The organism is Halomonas sp. BN3-1 (assembly GCF_003056325.1).
Classification (GTDB): Bacteria; Pseudomonadota; Gammaproteobacteria; order Pseudomonadales; family Halomonadaceae; genus Halomonas; species Halomonas litopenaei.
Genome location: NZ_PYVV01000014.1, coordinates 66977 through 90631, shown reverse-complemented (window position 1 = coordinate 90631; position 23655 = coordinate 66977). Strand labels below are relative to the sequence as shown.

Below are 23655 nucleotides of genomic sequence, written 5' to 3'. Positions count from 1 at the left end.
GCGACCTCTGAAATGACAAGAGCCCTTCTCCCTGGAAGGACATGACCGGCGGGGGCCAAGGGCACCATACCGGCAAATAGGCGGTGGATTATACCGACCTGTACCCGCCCCTCAAGCCTCGCCGGAGCCTCGCTTCTCCAGACGATTGACCCGCTTGGCGATACTGTCGAGCTGCTTGAAACGCACCGCATTGCGGCGCCACTGACTGTTTTCCATGGCCCCGGTGCCCGAGGAATAGACCCCGGGTTCGAGGATGGAGTTGGTCACCAGGCTCATGCCGGTGACCTGGACGCCGTCGCAGATGGTCAGGTGGCCGGACAGCCCCACGCCGCCACCCAGCATGCAGTGGCGGCCCACCCGGGTGGAACCGGCGATGCCGACACACCCGGCCAGGGCGCTGTGGTCACCGATGTGCACGTTGTGGGCGATCTGCACCTGGCTGTCGATCTTGACGTCATTGCCGATCACGGTGTCACCCAGCGCCCCACGATCGATGCTCGAACAACTGCCGACCTCGACATCATCGCCGAGCACCGCGCCACCGAGCTGGGCGATCTTGCGCCAGCCGCCACCGTCGTGGGCAAAACCGAAGCCATCGCCACCGATCACGCAACCGCTGTGCAAGATGACACGCTTGCCGACGACCACGCCGTGATACAGCGTGACGTTGGCGTGCAGGAAACCGTCCTCGCCGATCTCGCAGTCCGCCCCAACCACCGAACCGGGCCCTACCACCACACGATCCCCCAGGCGAGCACCTGACTCGATCACCGCATTGGGGCCGATCGAGACGTCGGCACCCAGACTGGCGTCCTCGGCCACCACCGCACTGGGATGGATGCCCGGCTGGTGCGCGTCGGCCTGGGGGTCAAGCATGCGCGAAAGCTCGGCGTAGCCGAGGTAGGGATTGTCCAGCACCAGCGCTGGCACCGGGCAGGCGTCGAGATGGTCGGCGTGAAGCAGCACCGCCGCCGCCCGGGTGGACGGCAGGTCCTTCAGATAGGCGCGATTGGCAAGAAAGCTCACCTGATCGGGGCCGGCGTCCTTGAGCGTCGCCAGGCCAACGATACGTTGGCTGCCGTCACCGTGCAGGCGAGCGCCCAGGCGAGAGGCGATATCGGAGAGGTTTGGCTGTGTACGTGTCGATTTCATGTATGACCGTAATGCGGTGACGACGGAATTCGGGAAAGGCGCTGTCGGCGTTTTCCTCAGTACGTGTTGAGCAGCCGGGTGACCTCGGCCGTCAGGTCCGGCAGATCACGACCGCTGTGCAGGACACCGTCCGGTGTCACCAGCACCTCGACCTCGTGACGCTCGATGACCTGAGCGACCGCCTGGTCGACCCTGCCTTCCAGGCGACTTATCAAACGCTGTTCGGCTTCCTGGCGAGCCTCGAGGATATCACGTCTCAGGCGATCGAAACGCTGCCCTTTGCGCTGAAATTCCTGAACCCGTGAGGGGCTCGGCTGCCCTTCGGCAGCCGCCAGGTCGTCGGCCAGGGCCTCGAGCTCAAGGCGTAGCGTTTCGGCCTCGTGCTGCCAGGGTGCGACCTGTTCCTGCAGGCTCTGCATGGCACTGCGGGCGGCCTCGGTGTCGAGCACGGCGCGACGCCAGTCGAGCACCGCCACCTGGGACGCCGACGCCGACACCGGGCTGCTCAGTGCAGCGGCCAGCGTCAGCCACACCAGCCAGCGGCGACGGCCGCCTGCCCTCATCAGAAGGTCTGACCCAGCGAGAACTGGAACACCTGGGTGTCGTCCTCGTCCTCGTCATTGAGCGGCTCGGCCACGCTGAAGGTCAGGGGGCCCACCGGCGTCAGCCAGGAGACGCCCACGCCCACACTGTAGCGTATATCGCTGAATTCCACCCCGGAGTTGCACTTCTTGCGATCCTCGTCCTCGGACAGCACGTCGTAGCACTCGGTAAGGAAGGTGTTACCGGCATCGACGAACAGCGACGGCTGCACCGAGCGCTTGTCCTCGACGAACGGCATCGGGAAGATCAGCTCCATGCTGCCCTCGAGCAGCACGTTACCGCCGAGGGTCTCGTCATCACCATCCTCACGCTCGGTGGTGAGCTGGCCAAGGGTGTTGTCGGTGAAACCGCGCACCGAGCCCAGACCACCGGCGAGGAAGTTCTCGTAGAACGGATAGGGGTCGCTCGAGTTGATGGCGTCGGCGTAGCCCACCTGACCACTGAACTTCAACGACCAGGTCTGCTCCTCGTTGAACGGGAAGAAGTGCTTGGCCTGGGCCCTGGCCTTGTAGTACTCGGCGTCACTGCCGGGCACCCCGAGCTCCATCGACAACCGCTGGTAATTACCCGCCGTCGGCATGATGCCGCGGTTGAGGTCGTTGCGGGTCCAGCTGCCGGTGACCGACAGGGTATTGGCGTCGTCACCCTCGTCGAGCACGTAACGCTTGATCTCCGACGGGGTGTCGTCGTAGGTGTCGATCTCGAGCTTTTCGATGTTGGCGCCGAAGTTCATCCGCGTCAGCTCGTTGATCGGGTAGCCGAAGTTGATCCCGGCACCGAGGGCATCGGTGGAGTAGGTGGAGATGTCGGAATCTTCGTAGTCCGTGGCCCGGTAGTAGAAGTTGTAGCCGCGGGAGATACCGTCCAGGGTCCAGTAGGGATCGGTGAAGCCGAAGTTGACGCTGGTGTAGGTATCACTCTTCTGGGCGCCGATGTTGACCCGGTTGCCGCTACCCAGGAAGTTGTTCTGGGACAGCGAGGCACCGTAGATGACGCCGGCACTCTGGGAGAAGCCGAGACTCGCCGACAGCGAGCCTGAGGGCTGCTCCTCGACGGTGTAGGTGACGTCGAGCTGGTCGCTCTCGCCGGGGACCGGCTCGGTCTGTACCTGCACCTGCTTGAAGAAGCCAAGGCGCTCGAGGCGCTGGCGCGACTGGGAAATGGCCTCGGTGGAGGCAGGCGCGCTCTCCATCTGGATCATCTCGCGGCGCAGCACTTCATCCTTGGTGGTGGTGTTGCCGACGAACTGGATACGCCGTACGTAGGCGCGACGCCCCGGCGCCACCTGGAAGCTCAGGTCCACCGTCTCGCCGTCGCTGCGCACCTCGGGGATGCCGTTGACCTCGGCGAAGGCAAAGCCCTCGGCACCCAGGCGCGAGCGCATGGCTTCGGAGGACGCCACCACGTCGCTGCGCGAGAAGATATCACCGGATTCGAACTGCAGCAGCTCGCGGGCCTCGGCCTCGGCCACCTTGAGATCACCGACGAAGCTGATGTCGCCGACCCTGTAGCGATTGCCTTCATTGACGTTGATGGTGATGAAGATGCGCGACTTGTCCGGGCTGATCGATACCTGGCTCGAGGTGATCTCGAAGTTCACGTAGCCGCGGTCTAGGTAGTAGGAACGCAGCCGCTCCAGGTCGCCGGCCAGCGCCTCGCGGGAGTACTCGTCGGCGGAGAACCAGCCGAAGAACAGACCAGGATCGTCCTCGAGCTCGAACTCGTCGAGCAGGATCTCGTCGGAATAGGCTTCATTGCCGACGATGTTGATCTGGCGGATCTTGGCGACGGCACCTTCATTGATGTTGATGTCGACCCGCACCCGGCCCTGGCCCACCGGCGTAAGCTCAGTGTCGATGCGCGCGCTGTAGCGGCCCTGGGACTGGTAGAGGCCTTCCAGCTCACGCTTCATCTCGTCGATGGTCGAGAGCTGCAGCACCTGGCCTTCGCTGATGCCGGCCTGCTTGAGGCCCGCACGCAGGTCCTCGTCGGGAATCTGGGAGTTGCCTTCGATATTCAGCGCCGAGATCGTCGGGCGCTCCTCCACCTGGATGATCAGGACGTCGCCTTCACGGGCCAGCTGGATATCTTCGAACAGTCCGGTGGCAAACAGCTGGCGAGCCGCTTCGGCCAGTTCACTGTCGTCCACTCGATCGCGAGCGTTGACGGGAAAAGCATTGAAGACGGAAGCCGCAGAGACCCGTTGAAGGCCTTCCACGCGAATGTCCGACACGGTGAAAGGGGCCGCGTGCGCCACCTGGGCACAGGCGGTCAAGAGTGTCGCCAATCCGATGGTCTTGATTTTCATGCAGTCGTTTCGCTCGCGTTGAGTCAGCGTACCTGTCCAGACAGGCACCTTATACATTTCTCCGCCTTACTGACAAGTTGGCGGCGGCGTCTCGCTTGGTGACGTCCCCGGCAAAGCGCGATTCACCTGGGCGCTCGTTGTTGCGCACGCACCACGTCGATGGCGGGGGCAACCTCTACCACAAGCGCATCACATCGAAGTACAGGGCCATGATCATCAGGGTGCCCACCAGCGCCAGCCCGACCTTGAGGCCAACGGCCTGGGTGCGCTCGGACACCGGGCGCCCACGTACCGCTTCGACCAGGTAGTACAGCAGATGGCCGCCATCGAGCACCGGAATCGGCAGCAGATTGAGCACCCCAAGGCTGATCGACAGATAGGCCATGAAGTTGATGAAGCTCTCGAGCCCGGAACGCGCCGTGTCACCGGCGATCCGAGCGATGGTGATGGGCCCGGACAGATTGGTCGGCGAAATCAGGCCGACCACCATCTTGCGCACGGCGTCGAACGTCAGAAGCGTCATCTCGGCGGTACGTGAGGCCGCCTGCCCCACTGCGTCCAGGGGGCCGTAGCGGATTTCCCGCTGGTACTGCTGGGGCCAGTCTACCGGGGCAACGCCGGCACCGATATAGCCGATCTCGCTTCCATCATCCAGCCGGTTGATCCGCGGCGTCAGACTCAGCGCCTTCGACTCGCCGTCACGCTCGACCTCAAGCGCCAGTGTCTGGCCGGGTCGCGCTCTGACCCGCTCGACCAGATCAGGCCAGTCACTCACCGCACGATCGTCGATACTCAGCACACGATCACCGGCTTGCAACCCTGCCTCGGCCGCGGGCTCCCCTTCCATCACCTGGCCGATGACGGCAGGCATGTCGGGACGCCAGGGGGCGATACCGAGGGTTGCCAAAGGCGCTGGCGGGTCCTGCCCCACCAGCCAGTTCTCGACCGGCGCGCGATAGCTGCGGGAGGCGCTCGAGCCCTCCTCGCGGGCCTCGATCTCCAGGCTGCCACTGGCGCCGATGGCCGCCACCAGCTTGAGATTGACCTCGTCCCAGGAGCGCACCGTCTCGCCACCGATGGCGGTCAGCTCCATCCCCGACTCTAGGCCCGCTTCGGCCGCCGGCGTCTGCGGGGTGACGTCACCCACCACCGGCACCACCGTGGTAGTCCCGGCGACGAACAGCGCCCAGTAGGCCACCAGTGCCAGCAGGAAGTTGGCCAGCGGGCCCGCCGCAACGATGGCCATGCGGGCCCACACCGACTTGCGATTGAACGCCTGATCGAGCTGGTCCTCGGGCACCTCGCCTTCGCGCTCGTCGAGCATCTTGACGTAGCCGCCCAGCGGAATCGCGGCGATGGCAAATTCGGTGCCATGGCGATCGAAACGCGACCACAGCGGGCTACCGAAACCTACCGAGAAGCGCAGTACCTTGACCCCGCAACGCCGCGCCACCCAGAAGTGACCGAACTCATGGAAGGTGACCAGCAGGCCGAGTACGACGATCACGGCCAGAATATTTTGAATCAGGCCCACGCAAGCCTCCTTGGCTGTATCACGACGGCCGCCGTCGCCGCCGCTTCCCAGGCTCCGGCAGCGCCAAAGGCAAAAGGTTCAACCGGGTGCGCGATCATCACAACGCCTCCAGCCAGGCACGGGCACGCGCGCGGGCGTCATGGTCGGCGGCGAGTACCGCCTCCAGATCATCGGCACCACCACCGGGGGCACCTGCGCGCACCGCCTCGACCAGCCGGGGGATCTCGGTGAACCCAAGCCGCCCGTCGAGAAAGGCCTCGACCGCCACCTCATTGGCGGCGTTGAGTACCGCCGGCTGCAGCCCACCCTCGTCCATCGCCTCACGGGCCAACCGCAGGCACGGAAAGGCGGCCTCGTCGGCGGGTTCGAAGTCGAGCCTGGCCACCTGAAACAGGTCCAGCGCCTCGACCCCTGCCTCGATCCGCTCGGGCCAGGCCAGGCCGTAGGCGATGGGGGTGCGCATATCGGGATTGCCGAGCTGCGCCAGCACCGAGCCATCGCTGTAGGCGGCCATGGAATGGATCACGCTCTGAGGGTGCACCACCACCTGGATCTGCTCGGGGCGGGCGTCGAACAGCCAGCAGGCCTCGATCAATTCCAGCCCCTTGTTCATCAGGGTGGCGCTATCCACCGAGATCTTGCGCCCCATGGACCAATTGGGGTGGGCGCAGGCCTCATCCGGGGTCACCCGGGCCAGACGCTCGGCATCGAATCCACGAAAGGGGCCGCCCGAGGCGGTCAGCAGCAGCTGAGTCACGCCGTGGCGCCCGAGTCCCCCACGATGCTGGCCAGGCAGACACTGGAAGATCGCATTGTGCTCGGAGTCGATGGGCAGCAGCGCCGCACCACTTTGCTCCACCGCTTTCATGAACAGGGCCCCGGACATCACCAGGGCCTCCTTGTTGGCCAGCAGCACGCGCTTGCCGGCCCGCACCGCCGCCAGCGTCGGCAACAGGCCCGCCGCGCCGACGATGGCCGCCATCACCACCTCGGCCTCAGGGGCGCTTGCCACCTCGGCCAGAGCCGCTTCGCCGTGACGCACTTCGGTGGCAAGCCCAGCCTCTTTCAGCTGCGTGGCCAGCCAGTCGGCGTCGGTCGGCGTGCCGAGCACCGCCACGTCGGGACGATGGGTCAGGCACTGACGATAGAGGGCCTCGCGGGAGCGATGGGCGGTGAGAGCGTGGACCCGATAGCGGTCGGGGTGGCGGGCGATGACGTCCAGGGTACTGGTTCCGATGGAGCCGGTAGCACCGAGCACCGAGACGCCCTTGATGGTGGTCGAGGAGGTTTGGGACGAGGCAGAAACTGCAGATGCCGTCATGCTTGCACCAGCCAGGTAAAGAACAGGGCGAACACCGGGACCGCCGCGGTAAGACTGTCGATGCGATCGAGCACCCCGCCGTGCCCCGGCAACAGCGCGCTGGAGTCCTTGAGGCCGCGATGGCGCTTGAGCATACTCTCGAGCAGATCGCCGAGCACCGACACCAGGGTCACGCCGAGGGTCAACGCCACCAGCGCCAGACCGGCGGACAGCGACAGCTGCTGCCACAGCGCGAACACCAGCGCCAGCGCAGCGGTGACCGCCATGCCCCCATAGACGCCCTCCCAGGACTTGCCGGGGCTGACGTTGGGTGCCAGCTTGCGCCGCCCCAGGGCACGCCCGACAAAGTAGGCGCCGATGTCGGCACCCCACACCAGCAGCAGCACGAACAGAAGCCAGGCGCTGCCGCTCTCGCGCAGCAGATTGAAGCCGACCCAGGTCGGCAGCAGCACCCAGGCTCCCATGGCCAGGCGCATCGCCCGCGAGGACCACTGATGGCTGCGCCCAGGATGACCGAGCACCCACCACAGATTCAGCGCCCAGCCCAGCGCGCCAATGACCAGCGGCCACAGCGCCAGGTGCTGGCCGAAATGCCACAGCAGCGCCATGCCAAGGGCCAGCACCAGCGGTGGCAGCAGGCGCGAGGCCCCGCGCTCGAGCCCCGCCAGATTGGCCCACTCCCAGCCCGCCAGCACCACGATGGCGGCGGTGAACAGGGCGAAGGGGCCGCCCTCCAGACCGAACAGCCCGGCCAGCGCCAGCGGCGCCAGCCAGGCTGCGGTGATGATCCGCTGTCTAAGCACCCTGGGCCTCGAGCTGTTCGTCGGTCATGCCGAAGCGGCGCTTGCGCCGGCAGAAATCCTCCAGGGCGTCATCGAAGGCCTCGCCATCGAAGTCCGGCCACAGGACGGGCGTGAAGTACAGCTCGGCGTAGGCCAGCTGCCACAACAGGAAGTTCGAGATGCGCCGCTCACCGCTGGTGCGAATGCACAGATCCACCGGCGCGGCGTCACTCAGACTGACCTGATCGGCCAGCGCCTGCTCGTCGATGGCGCCGGGGTCGAGCTCGCCGGCGGCCACTCGCTCGGCCAACCGCCGCGCAGCCCGGGCGATGTCCCACTGACCACCGTAGTTGGCGGCGATCACCAGGCGCAGCCCCTGGTTGTCGCAGGTCAGCCGCTCGGCCTCTTCGATGCGCTTCTGGATGGCTGAGGAAAACCCCGAGGTATCGCCGATCACCGACAGCCGGATGTCATGCTCGTGCAGCTTCTTGACCTCACGCTTGAGCGCCATCAGGAACAGTTCCATCAAGGCGTTGACCTCGGCCGCCGGGCGCTTCCAGTTCTCGCTGGAGAAGGCGAACAGCGTCAGCGTCTCGATACGGCGCTCAGCCGCCCGACGAATGACGGCCCTGACCGCCTCCACGCCGGCGTGGTGTCCACGCACTCCTGACAGGCCGCGCGCCTTGGCCCAGCGATTGTTGCCGTCCATGATCACCGCCACATGGCGAGGCAGGCTCGCGGTCGGCGGTAACGGGCGGAGTTCGGGAGACGGCGTTGACTTCATGGTGTCTCGCATGACGGTTGAATCAGGCCCCGAGGCATCCCTGACCCGGGGAGTCCAGACAGTATGACCGATGGCGGGGTCGCCAGGGATCGCTGAACGACGTAGTACCCAGCGGCCGACCGGCCACGCCAGGCGTGACCGCTCGGTATCGCGCCCCCTCCCGGCCGCACAGGCAGGCCGGTACGGGTATCGCCAGGGCGCCTCAGACCTGCATCAGGTCCTCTTCCTTGGCGGTCAGGGTCTTGTCGATCTCGGCGACAAAGCGATCGGTGATCTTCTGGATCTCGTCCTCGCCCTGACGCTCCTCGTCCTCGGAGATATCCTTGTCCTTGAGCAGCGCCTTGAGGTCGTTGTTGGCGTCACGACGCACGTTGCGAATCGCCACCCGGGCGTTCTCGGCCTCCTGACGCGCCTGCTTGATGTAGCCCTTGCGGGTCTCCTCGGTCAGCATCGGCATCGGCACGCGGATCACGTTGCCGGCAGACGCCGGGTTGAGGCCCAGGTCGGAGGTCATGATGGCCTTCTCGACCTTCGGCACCATGCTCTGCTCCCAGGGCACCACGGCCAGGGTGCGGGCGTCCTCGACGTTGACAGAGGCCACCTGGTTGAGCGGCATCATGGAACCGTAGTATTCGACCTGCACCGCGTCCAGAATGCTGGGATGAGCACGACCGGTACGAATCTTGTTCAGGTTGTGATGCAGCGACTCGACGGTCTTCTGCATTCTTGCTTCTGCGTCTTTCTTGATCTCGTTGATCACGATGTCACCCTCTGTGAATCAGCGTGCCTTCCTTGCCGCCCACCACCAGGTTGAGCAGGGCGCCAGGCTTGTTCATGTTGAAGACCCGGACCGGCATGTCATGGTCCCGCACCAGGCAAATCGCGGTCAAATCCATCACCCCGAGCTTCTGATCGAGGGCGTCATCATAGGACAGTTCGTCGTACTTCACGGCATCGTCGAACTTGACCGGATCCTTGTTGTAGACGCCGTCCACCTTGGTGGCCTTGACCACCACATCGGCGTCGATCTCGATACCGCGCAGACAGGCGGCGGAATCGGTGGTGAAGAAGGGATTGCCGGTACCGGCGGAGAACAGTACCACGTCACCGGAGGTCAGGTAGCGAATCGCCGTGCGCCGATCGTAGTGCTCCACCACGCCGCTCATGGGAATGGCCGACATCACTCGAGAACGGATGTTCGAGCGCTCCAGCGCATCACGCATGGCCAGGGCGTTCATCACCGTGGCCAGCATCCCCATGTGGTCACCGGTCACGCGCTCCATGCCGGCCTCGTGCAGGGCGGCACCGCGGAACAGGTTGCCGCCACCGACCACGATACCGACCTGGACACCGATACCGACCAGTTGCCCGATCTCCAGCGCCATGCGGTCCAGTACCTTGGGGTCGATGCCAAAGTCGGCATCCCCGGTCAACGCCTCACCCGAGAGCTTCAGCAGGATGCGCTTGTACTTCGACACCGCGGCACGGGGCTTCTCGGACTTGGACAGGGGGGAAGAATCGACGCTGCTCATGGCATTTCTCCGCTTTGGGCTTGACTGGGTCGGGTGGCGGTCGGTCAGGCCGCGAGACACCCACCGCTGACGCATACACGAAGGCGTGCGCTTTCGCGCACGCCATCATTACACTGTGCAGGCACAGTTTGGAACCTTGGACCTTAGCTACGCTTGGCCTGTTCCATGACTTCCTTGGCGAAGTCGACCTCTTCCTTCTCGATGCCCTCGCCCACTTCAAAGCGAGTGAAGCCGACCACTTCACCACCGGCGGCCTTGACGAACTCGGCCACGCTCTGGTTCGGGTCCTTGACGAAGGGCTGCTCGGTCAGGCTGTTCTCGGCCAGGTACTTCTTCAGACGGCCCTGGACCATCTTCTCGGCGATCTGCTCAGGCTTGCCGGCCATGTCCGGCTGAGCCAGGATGATGGCCTTTTCCTCGTCGAGAGCTTCCTGAGGCATGTCCTCGGGACGGGCCACGGCCGGGTTGATCGCGGCAACGTGCATGGACACGTCCTTGGCGGCTTCCTGGGTGCCGCCCTTGAGCTCGGTCAGCACGCCGATGCGGCCACCGTGCACATAGGCACCCACCAGGTTGCCTTCAGCGGCGTCGACGACGACGGCACGGCGCACGCCGATGTTCTCGCCGATCTTCTGCACCAGCTGCTCGCGGGCGGTTTCCAGCTCGCCTTCGGTCACTGCGGCCACGTCGTCGCTCTTGGCGGCGAAGAAGGCGTCGGCGATCTTGTCGGCGAAGGCCTTGAAGTTGTCGTCACGGGCAACGAAGTCGGTCTCGGAGTTGATCTCGACCATCACACCGTAGCCACCGTCTTCGGCCACACGAGTGACGACGACACCTTCAGCGGCGGTACGACCGGCCTTCTTGGCGGCCTTGAGACCGGAGTTCTTGCGCAGATCCTCGATGGCCTGCTCGATGTCACCGCCGGCTTCGGTGAGTGCCTTCTTGCACTCCATCATGCCGAGCCCGGTACGCTCGCGCAGTTCCTTGACCTGGGAGGCGCTGATAGCTGCCATGGTATTCACCTCTAAATGGTTCGACCTGGGTGTCGGAGAGACCCTCGGTATTACCGCGGGCCTGAAGTAGAGAAAAGGGGGCCACGGCCCCCTTTGCGCCTGTCCGGCGTGGATCGCTTGCGCGATCGGCTGGCCCAGGCGGGCCGAAGCTTACTCGGCAGCGGCAGCGGCGGCGTCGCCTTCGCTGTCGGTCACTTCGACGAACTCATCGGGGCGACCTTCCTTCGCACGGCCACAGGCATCGGCGATGGCCTTGACGTAGATCTGGATGGCGCGGATGGAGTCATCGTTGCCCGGGATCACGTAGTCGACGCCGTCCGGATCGGAGTTGGTGTCGACCACACCGATGACCGGGATGCCCAGCTTGTTCGCCTCGTTGATGGCGATGCGCTCGTGGTCGACGTCGATCACGAACAGTGCGTCCGGCAGGCCGCCCATGTCCTTGATACCGCCGATGGAACGCTCGAGCTTGTCCTGCTCGCGGGTGGCCATCAGGACTTCTTTCTTGGTCAGCTTCTCGAAGGTGCCATCTTCGTGCATGGTTTCGAGTTCGCGCAGACGCTTGATGGACTGACGAATGGTCTTGTAGTTCGTCAGCATGCCGCCGAGCCAGCGGTGGTTGACGAACGGCTGACTCACACGGTTCGCTTCTTCCTTGATGATCTTGCTCGCGCTACGCTTGGTACCGACGAACAGGATCTTGTTGTTGGAAGCGGCCATCTTCTCGACCACATCGATCGCCTCGTTGAGCGCCGGAAGGGTATGCTCGAGGTTGATGATGTGAATCTTGTTACGAGCGCCGAAGATGAACTTGCCCATCTTCGGGTTCCAGTAACGGGTCTGGTGACCGAAGTGTGCGCCTGCCTTGAGCAGGTCACGCATATTGACGTGTGCCATGGATGACTCCTGAAAAATCGGGTTAGGCCTCCACGCACCCCATGGATCCGACCAGAGGTTTCCCTCAGGCACCCGGGACCATGTGTCGGTGCGTGTGTGTTTTCAAGGCGCGAGGCTCCGTCATGGAGACCTCTTCTACTGTTTGTCGCTCGCCAGCGGGCTATCCCGTTGCAGGCGATCGCAAGACCAGGGTCTCGACGAAAACACCAGCAAGGAACGGCGATTGCAGGAAAGCGCGCAGCTTTATACCATGGATGACCTTCGAATTGAAGTCGCCCAACGTCTCGCGCACCTCGACGCGTCCCTCCCCGGAGTCGCCGCGGTCATCGTCGCCGCGAGCCAGCGACTCGGCTCAGCCGCCTGCGCCGGGGCGACACCACCCAGACCGAGATTCCATGAACGTACCCATCAAGACGCCCGAAGAAATCGAGAAGATGCGCGAAGCCGGCCGCCAGGCCGCCAGTGTGCTGGAGATGATCGCCCCCCACGTGGAAGCCGGCGTCAGCACAGGCCACCTGGACAAGCTGTGCCACGACTACATCGTCAACGAGCTCGGCTCCACCCCGGCGCCGCTCAACTATCACGGCTTTCCCAAGTCGATCTGCACCTCGATCAACCACGTGGTCTGCCACGGCATCCCCGACGACAGCAAGAAGCTGAAGAAGGGTGACATCATGAACATGGACATCACCGTAAGGACCGCCGACGGCTACCACGGTGACTCCAGCGTGATGTTCATCATCGGCGAGACCATCCAGGGCGAGCGGCTGTGCCGGGTCACCCAGGAGTGCCTCTACCGCAGCATGGCGCTGGTACGCCCTGGTGCCCGCCTGTCGGAGCTGGCCCGGGCCATCGAGAGCCACGCCAAGGCCAACGGCTATTCGGTGGTGCGTGACTTCTGCGGCCACGGCATCGGCGCCGGCTTCCACGAGGACCCCCAGGTGCTGCACTATGACGGCTACGCCCCCGAGGCGGATATCGAACTGGCCGCCGGCATGTGCTTCACCATCGAACCGATGATCAACGTCGGCGACCATCGCACCAAGGTACTGCGCGATGGCTGGACCGCCGTGACCAAGGACAAGGGGCTGACCGCCCAGTGGGAGCACACCCTGCTGGTGACCGAGACGGGGGTCGAGGTGCTGACCGCCCGTTCCGACGAAGACCTGTCCTTCCTCGAGCGCTGAGAGCCCATGCTGCTGCACCACTATCGCTTCGCACCGGAATTCGAGCTGTTCGACTTCGACGACTTCGCTCGCCAGCTCGAGGGCCAGCGCTCCCCCATCGCGCCCTTCAAGGGCGCGCTCAAGGAGATCCAGTCGCGGCTGGACGAGCGCTTCCTCGGCGGCGCCGACATCCGCGACCTGGTGCGAGGACGGGCCTGGTGCCTGGACCAGCTGCTGGCGCTGGCCTGGGCGCGCCAGCCAGGCCTGGACGATGGTGTAGCGCTACTGGCGGTGGGTGGCTACGGCCGCGGTGAGCTGCACCCTCATTCGGACATCGACCTGATGTTCCTGCTCGAGGACGACGATGACACGCCCTACCGCGAGCCGCTGACCGCCTTCATCACCTTCCTGTGGGACATCGGTCTCGAGATCGGCCACAGCGTGCGCTCGCTCAACGACTGCGAGCGCGAGGCGAAGGCCGACGTCACCGTCATCACCAATCTGCTCGAGTCACGCACCCTGGCCGGCCGCGAGGCCCTGCGCCAGGCCATGCGCGAGCGCCTGTCCGGCGAGCGCATGTGGCCGGCAGACCGCTTCTTCGAGGCCAAGTGGCAGGAGCAGATCACCCGCCACTACCGCTTCAACAACTCCGAGTATCACCTCGAGCCGAACATCAAGAGCTCCCCCGGGGGGCTTCGCGATATCCAGATGATCGGCTGGGTGGCCAAGCGCCACTTCGATACCGAGTCCTACGAGGACGTGGTCGCCAAGGGCTTCATGAACGATGCCGAGCACCGCATCCTGAGCCAGGGGCAGGCCTTCCTGTGGCAGGTCCGCTACGCCCTGCACATGCTCACCGGGCGCGCCGAGGATCGGCTGCTGTTCGACCACCAGAACACCATCGCCGAGCTGTTCGGCTACCGCGACAGTCCCGAGCGCCTGGCGGTGGAACAGTTCATGAAGCGCTACTACCGCCATGTCACCGCCCTGGCCGGGCTCAACGACATGCTGCTGCAGCACTTCGATGAACAGATCCTGAGGCCCGATACCCCGATCAACGTGACCCCGCTGAACGAGCGTTTCGAGATCGCCGGCGGCTACATCCAGGTGCGCTCGCGGACCCTGTTCCGCGACCAGCCGGCGGCGCTGCTCGAGCTGTTCTACCTGATGGCCGAGCACCCCGAGATCGAAGGCGTACGCGCCGACACCATCCGCCTGATCCGCGACCATCGCCACCTGATGGACGACCGCTACCGCAACGACCCGCGTCACCAGGCGCTGTTCATGGCACTGTTGCGCTCCGGTGGCAATGTCGCCCGCCAGCTGCGCCGGATGAATCGCTACGGGGTGCTGGGCAAGTATCTGCCGGCCTTCGGCCAGGCGGTCGGCCTGATGCAGCACGATCTGTTCCATATCTACACCGTGGACGCCCACACACTGCGCCTGTTGAAGTGCCTGCACGGCTTCCGCAAGCCCGAGGCGAAGAAGGAGTTCCCGGTGGCGGCGACCCTGATCCACCAGGCGCCGAAGATGGAGATCCTGTGGATCGCCGGGCTGTTCCACGACATCGGCAAGGGCCGCGGCGGCGATCATTCGCTGATCGGCGCCCGCGAGGTCGAGGACTTCGCCGAACGCCACGGGCTCAGCCAGCGTGATACCCGGCTAGTCAGCTGGCTGGTGGAAAACCACCTGCTGATGTCGATGATCGCCCAGAAGCGCGACATCACCGACCCCGAGGTGATCCGCGACTTCGCCGCCAGCGTCGGCGACGAGACCCGCCTGGACTACCTGTACATCCTCACCGTGGCCGACATCACCGCGACCAATCCCACCCTGTGGAATGGCTGGCGCGCCTCGCTGATGCGCCAGCTCCACGCCGAGACCCGGCGGGCACTGCGACGTGGCCTCGAGAACCCGCTGGAGCGCGCCGACTGGGTCCGCGAGACCCGCGAGGAGGCGCACTCGCTGCTGGCCACGATCGGCGCCGACATGGCGAGGGTCGACGCCCTGTGGGAGTCGCTCGGCGAGGACTTCTTTCTGCAGTACGCCTCCAGCGAGGTGGTGTGGCAGACCCAGGGCATGCTGGCCCACGCCGGCAGCGAGCTGCCGCTGATCCTGATCAACGCGCCCACCGACGACATGGCCGAGGGCGGGACCAAGGTATTTATCCATACCCGTTCGGTGGATGACCTGTTCGCCGCCACCGCCGCCGCCATGGAGCAGCTCGGGCTGTCGATCCACGACGCGCGCATCGCCACCTCGCTCAATGACTGGACGCTGAACACCTTCATCGTGCTCGATGACCACGACAAGCCGATCCGCGACGCCAGCCGCCTCGAGGAGATTCGCCGCCACCTGGTCGAAGAGCTCGACGACCCGGACGACTACCCGACCATCGTCACCCGCCACACCCCGCGCCAGCTCAAGCACTTCAAGGTGGCCACCCAGGTGGCCATCGAACAGGACCCGGGTGGCGAGCGCACCCTGCTGGAGCTGACCGCACCGGACCGGCCCGGCCTGCTGGCTCGGGTCGGCAGTATCTTCATGGAGCAGGGCATCACCCTGTCGGCGGCGAAGATCGCGACCCTCGGCGAGCGCGTCGAGGACGTCTTCTACGTCACCGACCGCGAAGGCCGACCGATCACCGACCCCGAGCGCCAGCAGCAGTTGCGCGAACGGCTGATCGACGTCCTCAGTGTCTAGCGGCCCCGCCGAGCTGAGCTGAATCACACAGCAAGCGAAGCGCGTCGATTTGAGGCTGGTACGCCCCTTCCCTATAATCGATGCCCGGTCGCGCCCCGCGCCGACGGCACCCACTCCCGTGATGACAACGACGCCCCAAGGGCGCGCCTGGACCCCATGAACCCTGATCTCGACGCCTTGCAACCCTACCCCTTCGAGCGCCTGGCGGCGCTGAAGGCGGACCTGACGCCACCAGCCGACCTCGCCCATCGTCCGCTGACCATCGGCGAGCCACAGCATGCGCCCTACCAGGCGGCACTCGACGCCCTGACCCGACATCAGCATGACTTTGCCCGCTATCCGGCCATCGCCGGACTGCCCGAGCTGCGTCAGGCCATCGCCGACTGGGCCAGTAGCCGCTTCGGCCTGGACGGGCTCGACGCCGAGCGCCAGGTGCTGCCGGTCAACGGTACCCGCGAGGCCATCTTCGCCTTCGTCCAGGCCTGTCTCGATCGCTCACGCCCGGCGCGGGTGGCGGTGCCCAACCCCTTCTACCAGATCTACGAAGGCGCCGCCCTGCTGGCCGGCGGCACCCCGCTGTACCTCGACTGCCGTGCCGACAACGACTTCCGCCCGGATTTCTCGGCCGTCGACGCCGACACCTGGCGCCAGGTGCAGCTGGTGTTCTTGTGTTCGCCGGGCAACCCCACCGGCGCGGTGACCCCGATCGAAGAGTTCCAGCAGTTGATCGCCCTGGCCGACGAGCACGACTTCATCATCGCCTCCGACGAGTGCTACTCGGAGCTGTACCTGGATGAGCAGGCGCCACCACCGGGACTGTTGCAGGCCGCCGCCGCCATGGGGCGCCACGACTATCACCGCTGCCTGGTGTTCCACTCGCTGTCCAAGCGTTCGAACCTGCCGGGGCTACGCTCGGGCTTCGTCGCAGGCGATGCCGAGCTGATCAGCCGCTTTCGTCGCTACCGCACCTACCACGGCTGCGCCATGGCGCTGCCGATCCAGCAGGCCTCGATCGCCGCCTGGTCCGACGAAGCCCACGTGCGCGACAACCGAGACGCCTACCGCGCCAAGTTCGCCGCGGTCACCGAGATCCTCGCACCGGTGATGGACTTTCCCGCCCCCGAGGCTAGCTTTTATCTGTGGCCAGCGGTCCCCGACGGTGACGACGCCGCCTTCACCAGGCGACTCTACGCCGAGGCCCACGTCAGCGTCCTGCCGGGCAGCTACATGGGCAGAACCGGCAGCGACGGCACCAACCCGGGCGCCGGTCGGCTGAGACTGGCACTGGTGGACGAACTGGCCCCCACTCGGGAAGCGGCCGAGCGCATCCGCGACCTGCTCGCACGCGGCTGATCCCGACCGACGCCACGACCAACGAACATTGAGGACGGGCCCCATGCTGACGCTCTACGTGATCAAGAACTGCGATACCTGCCGCAAGGCCCAGAAGGCGCTGGACGGCAGCGGCCACCCCTACCAGGTCCATGACCTGCGCGCCGATGGCGTATCGGCGGCCCTGCTCGAGCACTTCCTCGAGTCGGTGCCGGTGCTGACCCTGCTCAACAAGCGCAGCACCACCTGGCGCCAGCTACCTGAGGACGACAAGAACGACGTCGACGCCAACAAGGCCCGCGAATTGATGCTCGCCAACCCGACCCTGATCAAGCGCCCGCTGCTCGACACCGGCGACGACATCCTGGTCGGCTATCGCGACGGCGACTACGACGACCTCTAATTTTTCGCCCCTCTTTGCGAATTCCAGTACCTACGAAAAGGACATACGGCATGCACAGCTTTGCACTCGGCATCGGCACCCAGAACACCCAGGGCGACTGGCTCGAGGTCTACTACCCGGCGCCGCTGCTCGCCCCCGACGCCAGCCTGGTAGAGGCCGCCGCCCGGGTACTCGACGCGCCCCAGGGCACCGCCGCCGTCAGCTTCCTGCCGGAACACTGCCAGGCCCTGGCCGACGCCCTGCGCGACGCCGGCCACCCGGAGCAGGCCGAACTGGCCGCCAGCCTCAGCGCCAGCCAGCGTCCGCTGGTGGCGACCTTCATCAGTGAGGACCTGCCGCCCCAGAGCGCCCCGGAGGTCTACCTCAAGCTGCACCTGCTGTCCCATCGCCTGGTCAAGCCGCATCAGCTCGACCTCACCGGCATGTTCGGTCTGCTGCGCAATATTGCCTGGAGCAGCGAAGGCGCCATCGACATCATCGAGCTGCCGGCACGCCGCCTCAAGGCCCGCCTGGAAGGTCGCACCCTGTCGGTGGACTGTGTCGACAAGTTCCCCAAGATGACCGACTACGTGGTGCCCAATGGCGTGCGCATCGCCGACACCGCACGGGTGCGTCTGGGCGCCTACCTGGGCGAGGGCACCACGGTGATGCACGAGGGCTTCGTCAACTTCAACGCCGGCACCGAAGGCCCGGGCATGATCGAGGGCCGTATCTCGGCCGGCGTGGTGGTCGGCAAGGGCTCCGACCTGGGCGGTGGCTGTTCCACCATGGGTACCCTGTCAGGTGGCGGCAACATCATCATCTCGGTGGGTGAAGGCTGCCTGATCGGCGCCAACGCCGGTATCGGTATCCCGCTGGGCGACCGCTGCACCGTCGAGGCCGGGCTCTACATCACCGCCGGCGCCAAGGTCACCCTGCTCGATGACCAGGGCCAGGAGGTACGCACCCTGGCGGCCCGCGAACTGGCCGGCCAGGACGATCTGCTGCTGCGTCGCAACTCGACCAACGGCCGTATCGAGTGCCTGACCAACAAGAGCGCCATCGCCCTCAACGAAGCGCTGCACGCCCACAATTGATCCCGAGCGCGGCGGCCCTGGCCGCCGCCTTTCTTCGAGACCGCTATGCCGACTACCGACTTGCCTGCACCGACCGACGCCCCCGCGACCACCGAGACACTCTCGCCCACCCTGGAGCTTGCCCTCGAGCTGTTGCGGCGTCCTTCGGTGACCCCGGACGACATGGGCTGCCAGGCGCTGATGATCGAACGCCTCGAGCGCCTGGGCTTCAACATCGAGTCGCTGCCCTTCGGCGAAGTGGAAAACTTCTGGGCGGTGCACGGTCACCACGGCCCGGTACTGGCCTTCGCCGGCCACACCGACGTGGTACCCACCGGACCCGAGCACCAGTGGCAGACCCCGCCCTTTGCCCCGATCATCGATGATGACGGCATGCTGCGCGGTCGCGGCGCCGCCGACATGAAAGGCAGTCTGGCCGCCATGGTCACGGCGGTGGAGCGCTTTGTCAGCGCCCACCCCGATCACCCCGGACGCATCGCCTTTCTGATCACCGCCGACGAGGAAGGCCCGGCGGTGGACGGCACTCGTGCGGTGGTCGAGCACCTGCGCGAGCGCAACGAACGCCTCGACTACTGCATCGTCGGCGAGCCCTCTTCCACCGAGCGCCTGGGCGACGTGATCAAGAACGGCCGGCGCGGCTCGCTGGGCGGCGTGCTCAAGGTCCGCGGCATCCAGGGCCACGTGGCCTATCCTCACCTGGCGCGTAACCCGATTCACCAGATCGCGCCGGCGCTGGACGCCCTCGCCAACGAACACTGGGATGCCGGCAACGACTGCTTTCCTGCCACCAGCTTCCAGATCTCGAACCTGCGCGCCGGCACCGGTGCCACCAATGTGATCCCGGGCGAGGTCGAGGCCACCTTCAACTTCCGTTTCTCCACCGAGACCACCGACGCCGAGTTGCGCGAGCGCACCGAGGCCATCCTGCGTGGCTTCGACCTGGACTTCGAGATCGACTGGACGCTCAACGGCCAGCCCTTCCTGACCCGCGAAGGGGCGCTGGTCGACGCCGCCGTGGCCGGCGTCCGCGACGTCACCGGCACCACCCCGGTGCTGTCCACCTCCGGCGGTACTTCCGACGGTCGCTTCATCGCCACCCTAGGCGCCCAGGTGGTGGAACTTGGCCCGCTCAACGCCACCATCCATAAGGTCGACGAGCGCGTGCGCGCCGCGGACCTGGATGACCTGAGCCGGGTCTACGAAGCCATCCTGACGCGGCTGTTCGCCGACGCAAGGAGCTGAAGTGATGACCGAGCGCTACCCGGATATCGAGATCTATCTTGGCGAGGCCAGCGCCGAGCGCATCGGCGAGTGGCTCGGCGCCACCCTGAATGCCCCGCCGCTGACCCCCTGCGGCAAGCTCAAGTGGCGCACCGAAGGTCACCTCGATGGTGCCGCCATTCCCGTGTTGCTGGTCGGCAAGGCCGCCGATGGCTTCGCCAGCCTTTGGCTCGACAGCGGCCAGTCCCCCTGGCCCACCGACGCCGACTTCGCCAGGGCCGCCGCCCTGGCGCTGGACTGCGAGGTGCGCTGCTCGCTGGGCGGCTGGCAGCCCGGCGACGACCCCGACCGCTTCCTGCAGGTGTTACCCGACGGCAGCGAATCGGCCATCGACTGGCCCGACTCGGGACACTGACGAGGCGCTCCCAGCTGGGCCCTGACAAGGGTCCTGCAACGGGCGCAGAGCCGGGCACTGAAACGAGCGCAGAGACAGACCCGCGGCGCCACAAACGACGACGCCCCGCACTAGGCGGGGCGTCGTGGCAATGGCGAGAGCATCGCGTTCAGGTGATGACGGTGACGTCGTCGGCCTGCAGGCCGCGCTCGTTCTCGATCACGTAGTAGCGTACTCTCTGGCCTTCGGCCAGGGTGCGATGGCCCCGGCCGCGGATGGCACGGAAGTGAACAAAGACGTCCTCGCCCCCGTCACGGGTGATGAAGCCGTAGCCCTTGTTGACATTGAACCACTTGACCTCGCCGATCTCGCGATCGTCATCCTCGACCTCGGCCAGGTTGACCAACCTTGGCGTCAGGGCATTGAGGGCCAGGGTGGCGACCAGCAACAAGCCAAAGACCGCTCCGGCAGCGGCAAGGTAGCCATGCAGCAGTGCCTCCTCGGCGATGGCGCCGTGCAACTCCTCGACGGACAGCCCGGTCACCAGGCTGACGGCAAGAGCAATCAGCAGCGGTGCAGGCGCGGCCAACAGCAGACTGATCACACAACAACGAACGAATACCCTTTTTTTCATGGACGTGAAAAACTCTCTTCTTATGGTGAAAACAGGTGGAATGACCATGGGATCTGCGGCCATGCACGATACACAGACGAGATCCTTCCGCCACGACTTCTCGAAAAAAGCCCAAGGCAGGCAGTTGACACGATGAACAGTGACACACCGCAACATGAGTCTATCACGGGTATTGACAAGTCGTCCGCCGATCTAGCAAAGCGTGTCGAAGAACTGGAGAGCCGTCTGGCCTACCAGGAACACTGGCTGGACAGCCTGGACGCCACCATCGCCGGCCAGGAGCGCCGAATGATGGAGCTGGAACGCATCAATCGCCTGATGCAGGAAAGGCTACGCGAACTGGCGGCCAGCAACGACCGCGGACTGGGCGATGCCCCGGGCCCCGAGGACGAGTTGCCGCCACACTATTGAGGCGCGGCCCGGCGGACAAGACAGGACAGCTCCGCCGTTGCTCCCCCGGCCGATGCCATCAACAAGAACACCGCCAGGCGTTTGCCTGGCGGTGTTTTTTGTATCAGATCGATATCGATGCTGCCGGCTGTGCAGCTGTATCGCGCCTGACGATAGCGTCAGTCGAGGCTGTCCAGGTAACGCTCGACGTCCAGCGCTGCCATGCAGCCGCTGCCGGCTGAGGCAGTGATATCGCGCATGACGATAGCGTCAGTCGAGGCTGTCCAGGTAACGCTCGACGTCCAGCGCCGCCATGCAGCCGCTGCCGGCTGAGGCAGTGATATCGCGCATGACGATAGCGTCAGTCGAGGCTGTCCAGGTAACGCTCGACGTCCAGCGCCGCCATGCAGCCGCTGCCGGCTGAGGCAGTGATATCGCGCCTGACGATAGCGTCAGTCGAGGCTGTCCAGGTAACGCTCGACGTCCAGCGCCGCCATGCAGCCGCTACCAGCCGAGGTGATCGCCTGACGATAGACGTGATCCATGACGTCGCCGGCGGCGAACACACCGGGCACGCTGGTGGCGGTGGCATTGCCCTCGAGGCCTGACTTGACCTTGATATAGCCGCCTGCCATCTCGAGCTGGCCCTCGAAGATGCCGGTGTTGGGGCTATGACCGATGGCGATGAACACGCCGGGTGCGGTGATCTCGCGGGTCGAACCGTCCTCGACCGCCTTGAGCCGCGCACCGGTGACTCCGGTGTTGTCCCCCAGCACCTCGTCCAGGGTGTGGTTCCAGATCAGTTCGACGTTGCCGTTCTCGGCCTTCTCGAACAGCTTGTCCTGCAGAATCTTCTCCGCCCTGAGGCTGTCGCGGCGGTGCACCAGGGTGACCTTGGAGGCGATATTGGACAGGTAAAGCGCCTCTTCCACGGCGGTGTTGCCGCCGCCCACCACGATCACTTCCTGGTTGCGATAGAAGAAGCCGTCGCAGGTGGCGCAGGCCGACACGCCCTGGCCCATGAACTGCTGCTCCGAGGGCAGCCCCAGGTAGCGCGCACTGGCCCCGGTAGCAATGATCAGGGCGTCGCAGGTGTAGGTGCCGTTGTCGCCCTTCAAGGTGAAGGGACGTTCGCGCAGTTCCACCTCGTGGATATGGTCGAACAGCACCTCGGTATCGAATCGCTCGGCGTGACGGCGCATGCGCTCCATCAGCTCCGGCCCCTGGACACCGGCGTCGTCGCCTGGCCAGTTGTCCACGTCGGTGGTGGTGGTCAACTGACCGCCTGTCTGCATGCCGGTGATCAACAGCGGCTTGAGATTGGCCCGCGCAGCGTAGACCGCCGCACTGTAGCCGGCAGGCCCCGAGCCCAGGATGATCAGACGTTCGTGGCGCACTTCGCTCATGGCTACCTCACAAGACTAACTTGACTAAGCCGGGGGCTCCCCTGGGGGGCCGCGACGCTAAAGGAAAATGGATTCGATGATGACGGCGACGCAGCGTCGTCATGAGCCAATCCACCAGAAACTCGGGTCGACAGGGTGGCGGTCTGCCGCGCAAGGGTCTGTCGCGACTGGCCAGCACACCAGCATGCCGAGGATATACGCAACGGGGCGGCCAGGCCGCCCCGTCGTGACACTGCTCGGGCTGTCCCGAGTCGGCTCACCTGGCGGTGAGCGCTGGCAGCGTCTTACAGCTCGCTGGAGTGAGTACCCAGGTACTTGGCGACACCTTCAGCGGTATCCTTCATGCCTTCCTGGCCTTCGTCCCAGCCAGCCGGGCAGACTTCGCCGTGCTTCTGGTGGTGCTGCAGGGCCTTGACCATACGCACCATCTCATCGACGTTGCGGCCCAGCGGCAGGTTGTTGACCACCTGATGCTGCACCACGCCGTCCTCGTCGATCAGGAAGGAGGCGCGCAGGGCGACACCGGCTTCCGGATGCTCGATGCCGTAGGCCTGGGTGATCTCGTGCTTGACGTCGGCCACGATCGGGAAGCCGACCTCACCGATACCACCGGCGTCCGGGCTAGTCTTGCGCCAGGCGTAGTGGGTGAACTGGGAATCGATGGAGACACCGATCACCTCGACACCCAGATCCTTGAACTGCGCCAGACGGTTGTCATGGGCGATGATCTCGGACGGGCACACGAAGGTGAAGTCCAGCGGCCAGAAGAACAGCACGCGCAGCTTGCCGTTGCTGTCGGACAGCTTGAAGTTCTCGACGATTTCGCCGTTGCCGGTGACGGCGGCGGCTTCGAAATCGGGAGCTTGACGTCCTACCAGTACGCTCATGAAAGTCTCCTTGGAGTAGTGAAACGTGAGGGTTCAAGAATCAGGGGCAAATACCGGATGTCACCCTAGGCCAGCGAACCACACCGGGCCAATCGACCTGGGCCATCGACCCGATAG

At 65.4% G+C, this 23655-nt stretch carries 22 protein-coding genes; 8 read left to right on the top strand and 14 right to left on the bottom strand.

What is annotated here, in order from left to right:
• Positions 1 to 111 precede the first annotated feature (111 nt).
• The 11 genes from lpxD to rpsB all read right to left on the bottom strand — a co-directional run bounded on the left by lpxD (position 112) and on the right by rpsB (position 11926).
• Positions 112 to 1152, bottom strand: coding sequence for a UDP-3-O-(3-hydroxymyristoyl)glucosamine N-acyltransferase (gene lpxD, locus C9F12_RS17955; protein WP_045991178.1), 1041 nt, complete (start codon positions 1150 to 1152; stop codon positions 112 to 114).
• Between the two features lie 56 nt (positions 1153 to 1208).
• Positions 1209 to 1715 carry an OmpH family outer membrane protein gene (locus C9F12_RS17950; RefSeq protein ID WP_108449743.1) on the bottom strand — a complete coding sequence of 169 codons (507 nt, stop codon included), beginning with the start codon at positions 1713 to 1715 and terminating at the stop codon, positions 1209 to 1211.
• Positions 1715 to 4063 carry an outer membrane protein assembly factor BamA gene (gene bamA, locus C9F12_RS17945; RefSeq protein WP_185696396.1) on the bottom strand — a complete coding sequence of 783 codons (2349 nt, stop codon included), beginning with the start codon at positions 4061 to 4063 and terminating at the stop codon, positions 1715 to 1717. The genes C9F12_RS17950 and bamA overlap by 1 nt, the downstream gene beginning before the upstream one ends.
• Positions 4064 to 4238: 175 nt before the next feature.
• Complete coding sequence (gene rseP / locus C9F12_RS17940; RefSeq protein WP_108449742.1) at positions 4239 to 5597, bottom strand: RIP metalloprotease RseP; 1359 nt, start codon at positions 5595 to 5597, stop codon at positions 4239 to 4241.
• Between the two features lie 97 nt (positions 5598 to 5694).
• Positions 5695 to 6918 (bottom strand): 1-deoxy-D-xylulose-5-phosphate reductoisomerase, encoded by a 1224-nt coding sequence (gene ispC, locus C9F12_RS17935; protein ID WP_108449741.1) that lies wholly within the window; start codon positions 6916 to 6918, stop codon positions 5695 to 5697.
• Entirely contained in the window at positions 6915 to 7721 is an 807-nt protein-coding gene (locus tag C9F12_RS17930; RefSeq protein WP_045991182.1) for a phosphatidate cytidylyltransferase, read from the bottom strand. The genes ispC and C9F12_RS17930 overlap by 4 nt, the downstream gene beginning before the upstream one ends.
• On the bottom strand, positions 7714 to 8484 hold the full coding sequence (gene uppS / locus C9F12_RS17925) for a polyprenyl diphosphate synthase (RefSeq protein WP_045991283.1): 771 nt from the start codon (positions 8482 to 8484) through the stop codon (positions 7714 to 7716). Before uppS ends, C9F12_RS17930 begins: the two co-directional genes overlap by 8 nt.
• Before the next feature lie 202 nt (positions 8485 to 8686).
• Positions 8687 to 9244, bottom strand: a complete 558-nt coding sequence (gene frr / locus C9F12_RS17920) for a ribosome recycling factor (RefSeq protein WP_045991183.1) — start codon at positions 9242 to 9244, stop codon at positions 8687 to 8689.
• A 4-nt stretch (positions 9245 to 9248) separates the two neighbouring features.
• On the bottom strand, positions 9249 to 10016 hold the full coding sequence (gene pyrH / locus C9F12_RS17915) for a UMP kinase (RefSeq protein ID WP_045991184.1): 768 nt from the start codon (positions 10014 to 10016) through the stop codon (positions 9249 to 9251).
• Positions 10017 to 10159: 143 nt separating this feature from the next.
• On the bottom strand, positions 10160 to 11029 hold the full coding sequence (gene tsf / locus C9F12_RS17910; RefSeq protein WP_108449740.1) for a translation elongation factor Ts: 870 nt from the start codon (positions 11027 to 11029) through the stop codon (positions 10160 to 10162).
• 150 nt (positions 11030 to 11179) lie between these two features.
• Positions 11180 to 11926, bottom strand: a complete 747-nt coding sequence (gene rpsB / locus C9F12_RS17905) for a 30S ribosomal protein S2 (RefSeq protein ID WP_045991186.1) — start codon at positions 11924 to 11926, stop codon at positions 11180 to 11182.
• Between the two features lie 395 nt (positions 11927 to 12321).
• On the opposite strand from rpsB, the gene map reads away from it, so the two are divergent.
• The 7 genes from map (at position 12322) to C9F12_RS17870 (ending at position 20242) form a co-directional block, all read left to right on the top strand.
• Positions 12322 to 13113 (top strand): type I methionyl aminopeptidase, encoded by a 792-nt coding sequence (gene map, locus C9F12_RS17900; RefSeq protein WP_045991187.1) that lies wholly within the window; start codon positions 12322 to 12324, stop codon positions 13111 to 13113.
• A gap of 6 nt (positions 13114 to 13119) precedes the next feature.
• Complete coding sequence (locus C9F12_RS17895) at positions 13120 to 15795, top strand: [protein-PII] uridylyltransferase (protein WP_045991188.1); 2676 nt, start codon at positions 13120 to 13122, stop codon at positions 15793 to 15795.
• 156 nt (positions 15796 to 15951) lie between these two features.
• On the top strand, positions 15952 to 17148 hold the full coding sequence (gene dapC, locus C9F12_RS17890; RefSeq protein ID WP_108449739.1) for a succinyldiaminopimelate transaminase: 1197 nt from the start codon (positions 15952 to 15954) through the stop codon (positions 17146 to 17148).
• A 43-nt stretch (positions 17149 to 17191) separates the two neighbouring features.
• Positions 17192 to 17530, top strand: coding sequence for an arsenate reductase (locus C9F12_RS17885; protein WP_045991190.1), 339 nt, complete (start codon positions 17192 to 17194; stop codon positions 17528 to 17530).
• 50 nt (positions 17531 to 17580) lie between these two features.
• Positions 17581 to 18606, top strand: coding sequence for a 2,3,4,5-tetrahydropyridine-2,6-dicarboxylate N-succinyltransferase (gene dapD / locus C9F12_RS17880; protein ID WP_108132279.1), 1026 nt, complete (start codon positions 17581 to 17583; stop codon positions 18604 to 18606).
• Positions 18607 to 18651: 45 nt separating this feature from the next.
• Positions 18652 to 19848 (top strand): succinyl-diaminopimelate desuccinylase, encoded by a 1197-nt coding sequence (gene dapE, locus C9F12_RS17875; RefSeq protein ID WP_045991192.1) that lies wholly within the window; start codon positions 18652 to 18654, stop codon positions 19846 to 19848.
• Positions 19849 to 19852: 4 nt separating this feature from the next.
• Positions 19853 to 20242, top strand: coding sequence for a hypothetical protein (locus C9F12_RS17870; RefSeq protein WP_108449778.1), 390 nt, complete (start codon positions 19853 to 19855; stop codon positions 20240 to 20242).
• 148 nt (positions 20243 to 20390) lie between these two features.
• Here C9F12_RS17870 and C9F12_RS23060 read toward each other — a convergent pair whose 3' ends face one another.
• Positions 20391 to 20855 (bottom strand): cold shock domain-containing protein, encoded by a 465-nt coding sequence (locus C9F12_RS23060; protein WP_108449738.1) that lies wholly within the window; start codon positions 20853 to 20855, stop codon positions 20391 to 20393.
• 132 nt (positions 20856 to 20987) lie between these two features.
• Between C9F12_RS23060 and C9F12_RS17860 the strand changes: the two genes are divergently transcribed.
• Positions 20988 to 21266 (top strand): SlyX family protein, encoded by a 279-nt coding sequence (locus C9F12_RS17860; protein WP_181248591.1) that lies wholly within the window; start codon positions 20988 to 20990, stop codon positions 21264 to 21266.
• Between the two features lie 431 nt (positions 21267 to 21697).
• Here the strand turns inward: C9F12_RS17860 and trxB are convergent, their stop codons facing one another.
• Both trxB and C9F12_RS17850 read right to left on the bottom strand, forming a co-directional pair.
• A complete protein-coding gene (trxB, locus tag C9F12_RS17855; protein ID WP_045991195.1) occupies positions 21698 to 22651 on the bottom strand; it encodes a thioredoxin-disulfide reductase in 954 nt (317 codons plus the stop codon).
• Positions 22652 to 22935: 284 nt separating this feature from the next.
• Entirely contained in the window at positions 22936 to 23538 is a 603-nt protein-coding gene (locus C9F12_RS17850) for a peroxiredoxin (RefSeq protein ID WP_045991196.1), read from the bottom strand.
• Positions 23539 to 23655: the final 117 nt, after the last annotated feature.

Excerpts from the sequence above, each read along its gene's own strand:
- C9F12_RS17860 (WP_181248591.1), top strand. The coding sequence starts at position 20,988 with ATGAACAGTGACACACCGCAACATGAGTCTATCACGGGTATTGACAAG.
- lpxD (WP_045991178.1), bottom strand. The coding sequence starts at position 1,152 with ATGAAATCGACACGTACACAGCCAAACCTCTCCGATATCGCCTCTCGC.
- uppS (WP_045991283.1), bottom strand. The coding sequence starts at position 8,484 with ATGAAGTCAACGCCGTCTCCCGAACTCCGCCCGTTACCGCCGACCGCG.
- C9F12_RS17950 (WP_108449743.1), bottom strand. The coding sequence starts at position 1,715 with ATGAGGGCAGGCGGCCGTCGCCGCTGGCTGGTGTGGCTGACGCTGGCC.
- C9F12_RS17885 (WP_045991190.1), top strand. The coding sequence starts at position 17,192 with ATGCTGACGCTCTACGTGATCAAGAACTGCGATACCTGCCGCAAGGCC.
- C9F12_RS17850 (WP_045991196.1), bottom strand. The coding sequence starts at position 23,538 with ATGAGCGTACTGGTAGGACGTCAAGCTCCCGATTTCGAAGCCGCCGCC.
- ispC (WP_108449741.1), bottom strand. The coding sequence starts at position 6,918 with ATGACGGCATCTGCAGTTTCTGCCTCGTCCCAAACCTCCTCGACCACC.
- bamA (WP_185696396.1), bottom strand. The coding sequence starts at position 4,063 with ATGAAAATCAAGACCATCGGATTGGCGACACTCTTGACCGCCTGTGCC.
- dapE (WP_045991192.1), top strand. The coding sequence starts at position 18,652 with ATGCCGACTACCGACTTGCCTGCACCGACCGACGCCCCCGCGACCACC.
- trxB (WP_045991195.1), bottom strand. The coding sequence starts at position 22,651 with ATGAGCGAAGTGCGCCACGAACGTCTGATCATCCTGGGCTCGGGGCCT.
- pyrH (WP_045991184.1), bottom strand. The coding sequence starts at position 10,016 with ATGAGCAGCGTCGATTCTTCCCCCCTGTCCAAGTCCGAGAAGCCCCGT.
- dapC (WP_108449739.1), top strand. The coding sequence starts at position 15,952 with ATGAACCCTGATCTCGACGCCTTGCAACCCTACCCCTTCGAGCGCCTG.
- map (WP_045991187.1), top strand. The coding sequence starts at position 12,322 with ATGAACGTACCCATCAAGACGCCCGAAGAAATCGAGAAGATGCGCGAA.
- tsf (WP_108449740.1), bottom strand. The coding sequence starts at position 11,029 with ATGGCAGCTATCAGCGCCTCCCAGGTCAAGGAACTGCGCGAGCGTACC.
- C9F12_RS17870 (WP_108449778.1), top strand. The coding sequence starts at position 19,853 with ATGACCGAGCGCTACCCGGATATCGAGATCTATCTTGGCGAGGCCAGC.
- dapD (WP_108132279.1), top strand. The coding sequence starts at position 17,581 with ATGCACAGCTTTGCACTCGGCATCGGCACCCAGAACACCCAGGGCGAC.
- C9F12_RS17895 (WP_045991188.1), top strand. The coding sequence starts at position 13,120 with ATGCTGCTGCACCACTATCGCTTCGCACCGGAATTCGAGCTGTTCGAC.
- rpsB (WP_045991186.1), bottom strand. The coding sequence starts at position 11,926 with ATGGCACACGTCAATATGCGTGACCTGCTCAAGGCAGGCGCACACTTC.
- C9F12_RS23060 (WP_108449738.1), bottom strand. The coding sequence starts at position 20,855 with ATGAAAAAAAGGGTATTCGTTCGTTGTTGTGTGATCAGTCTGCTGTTG.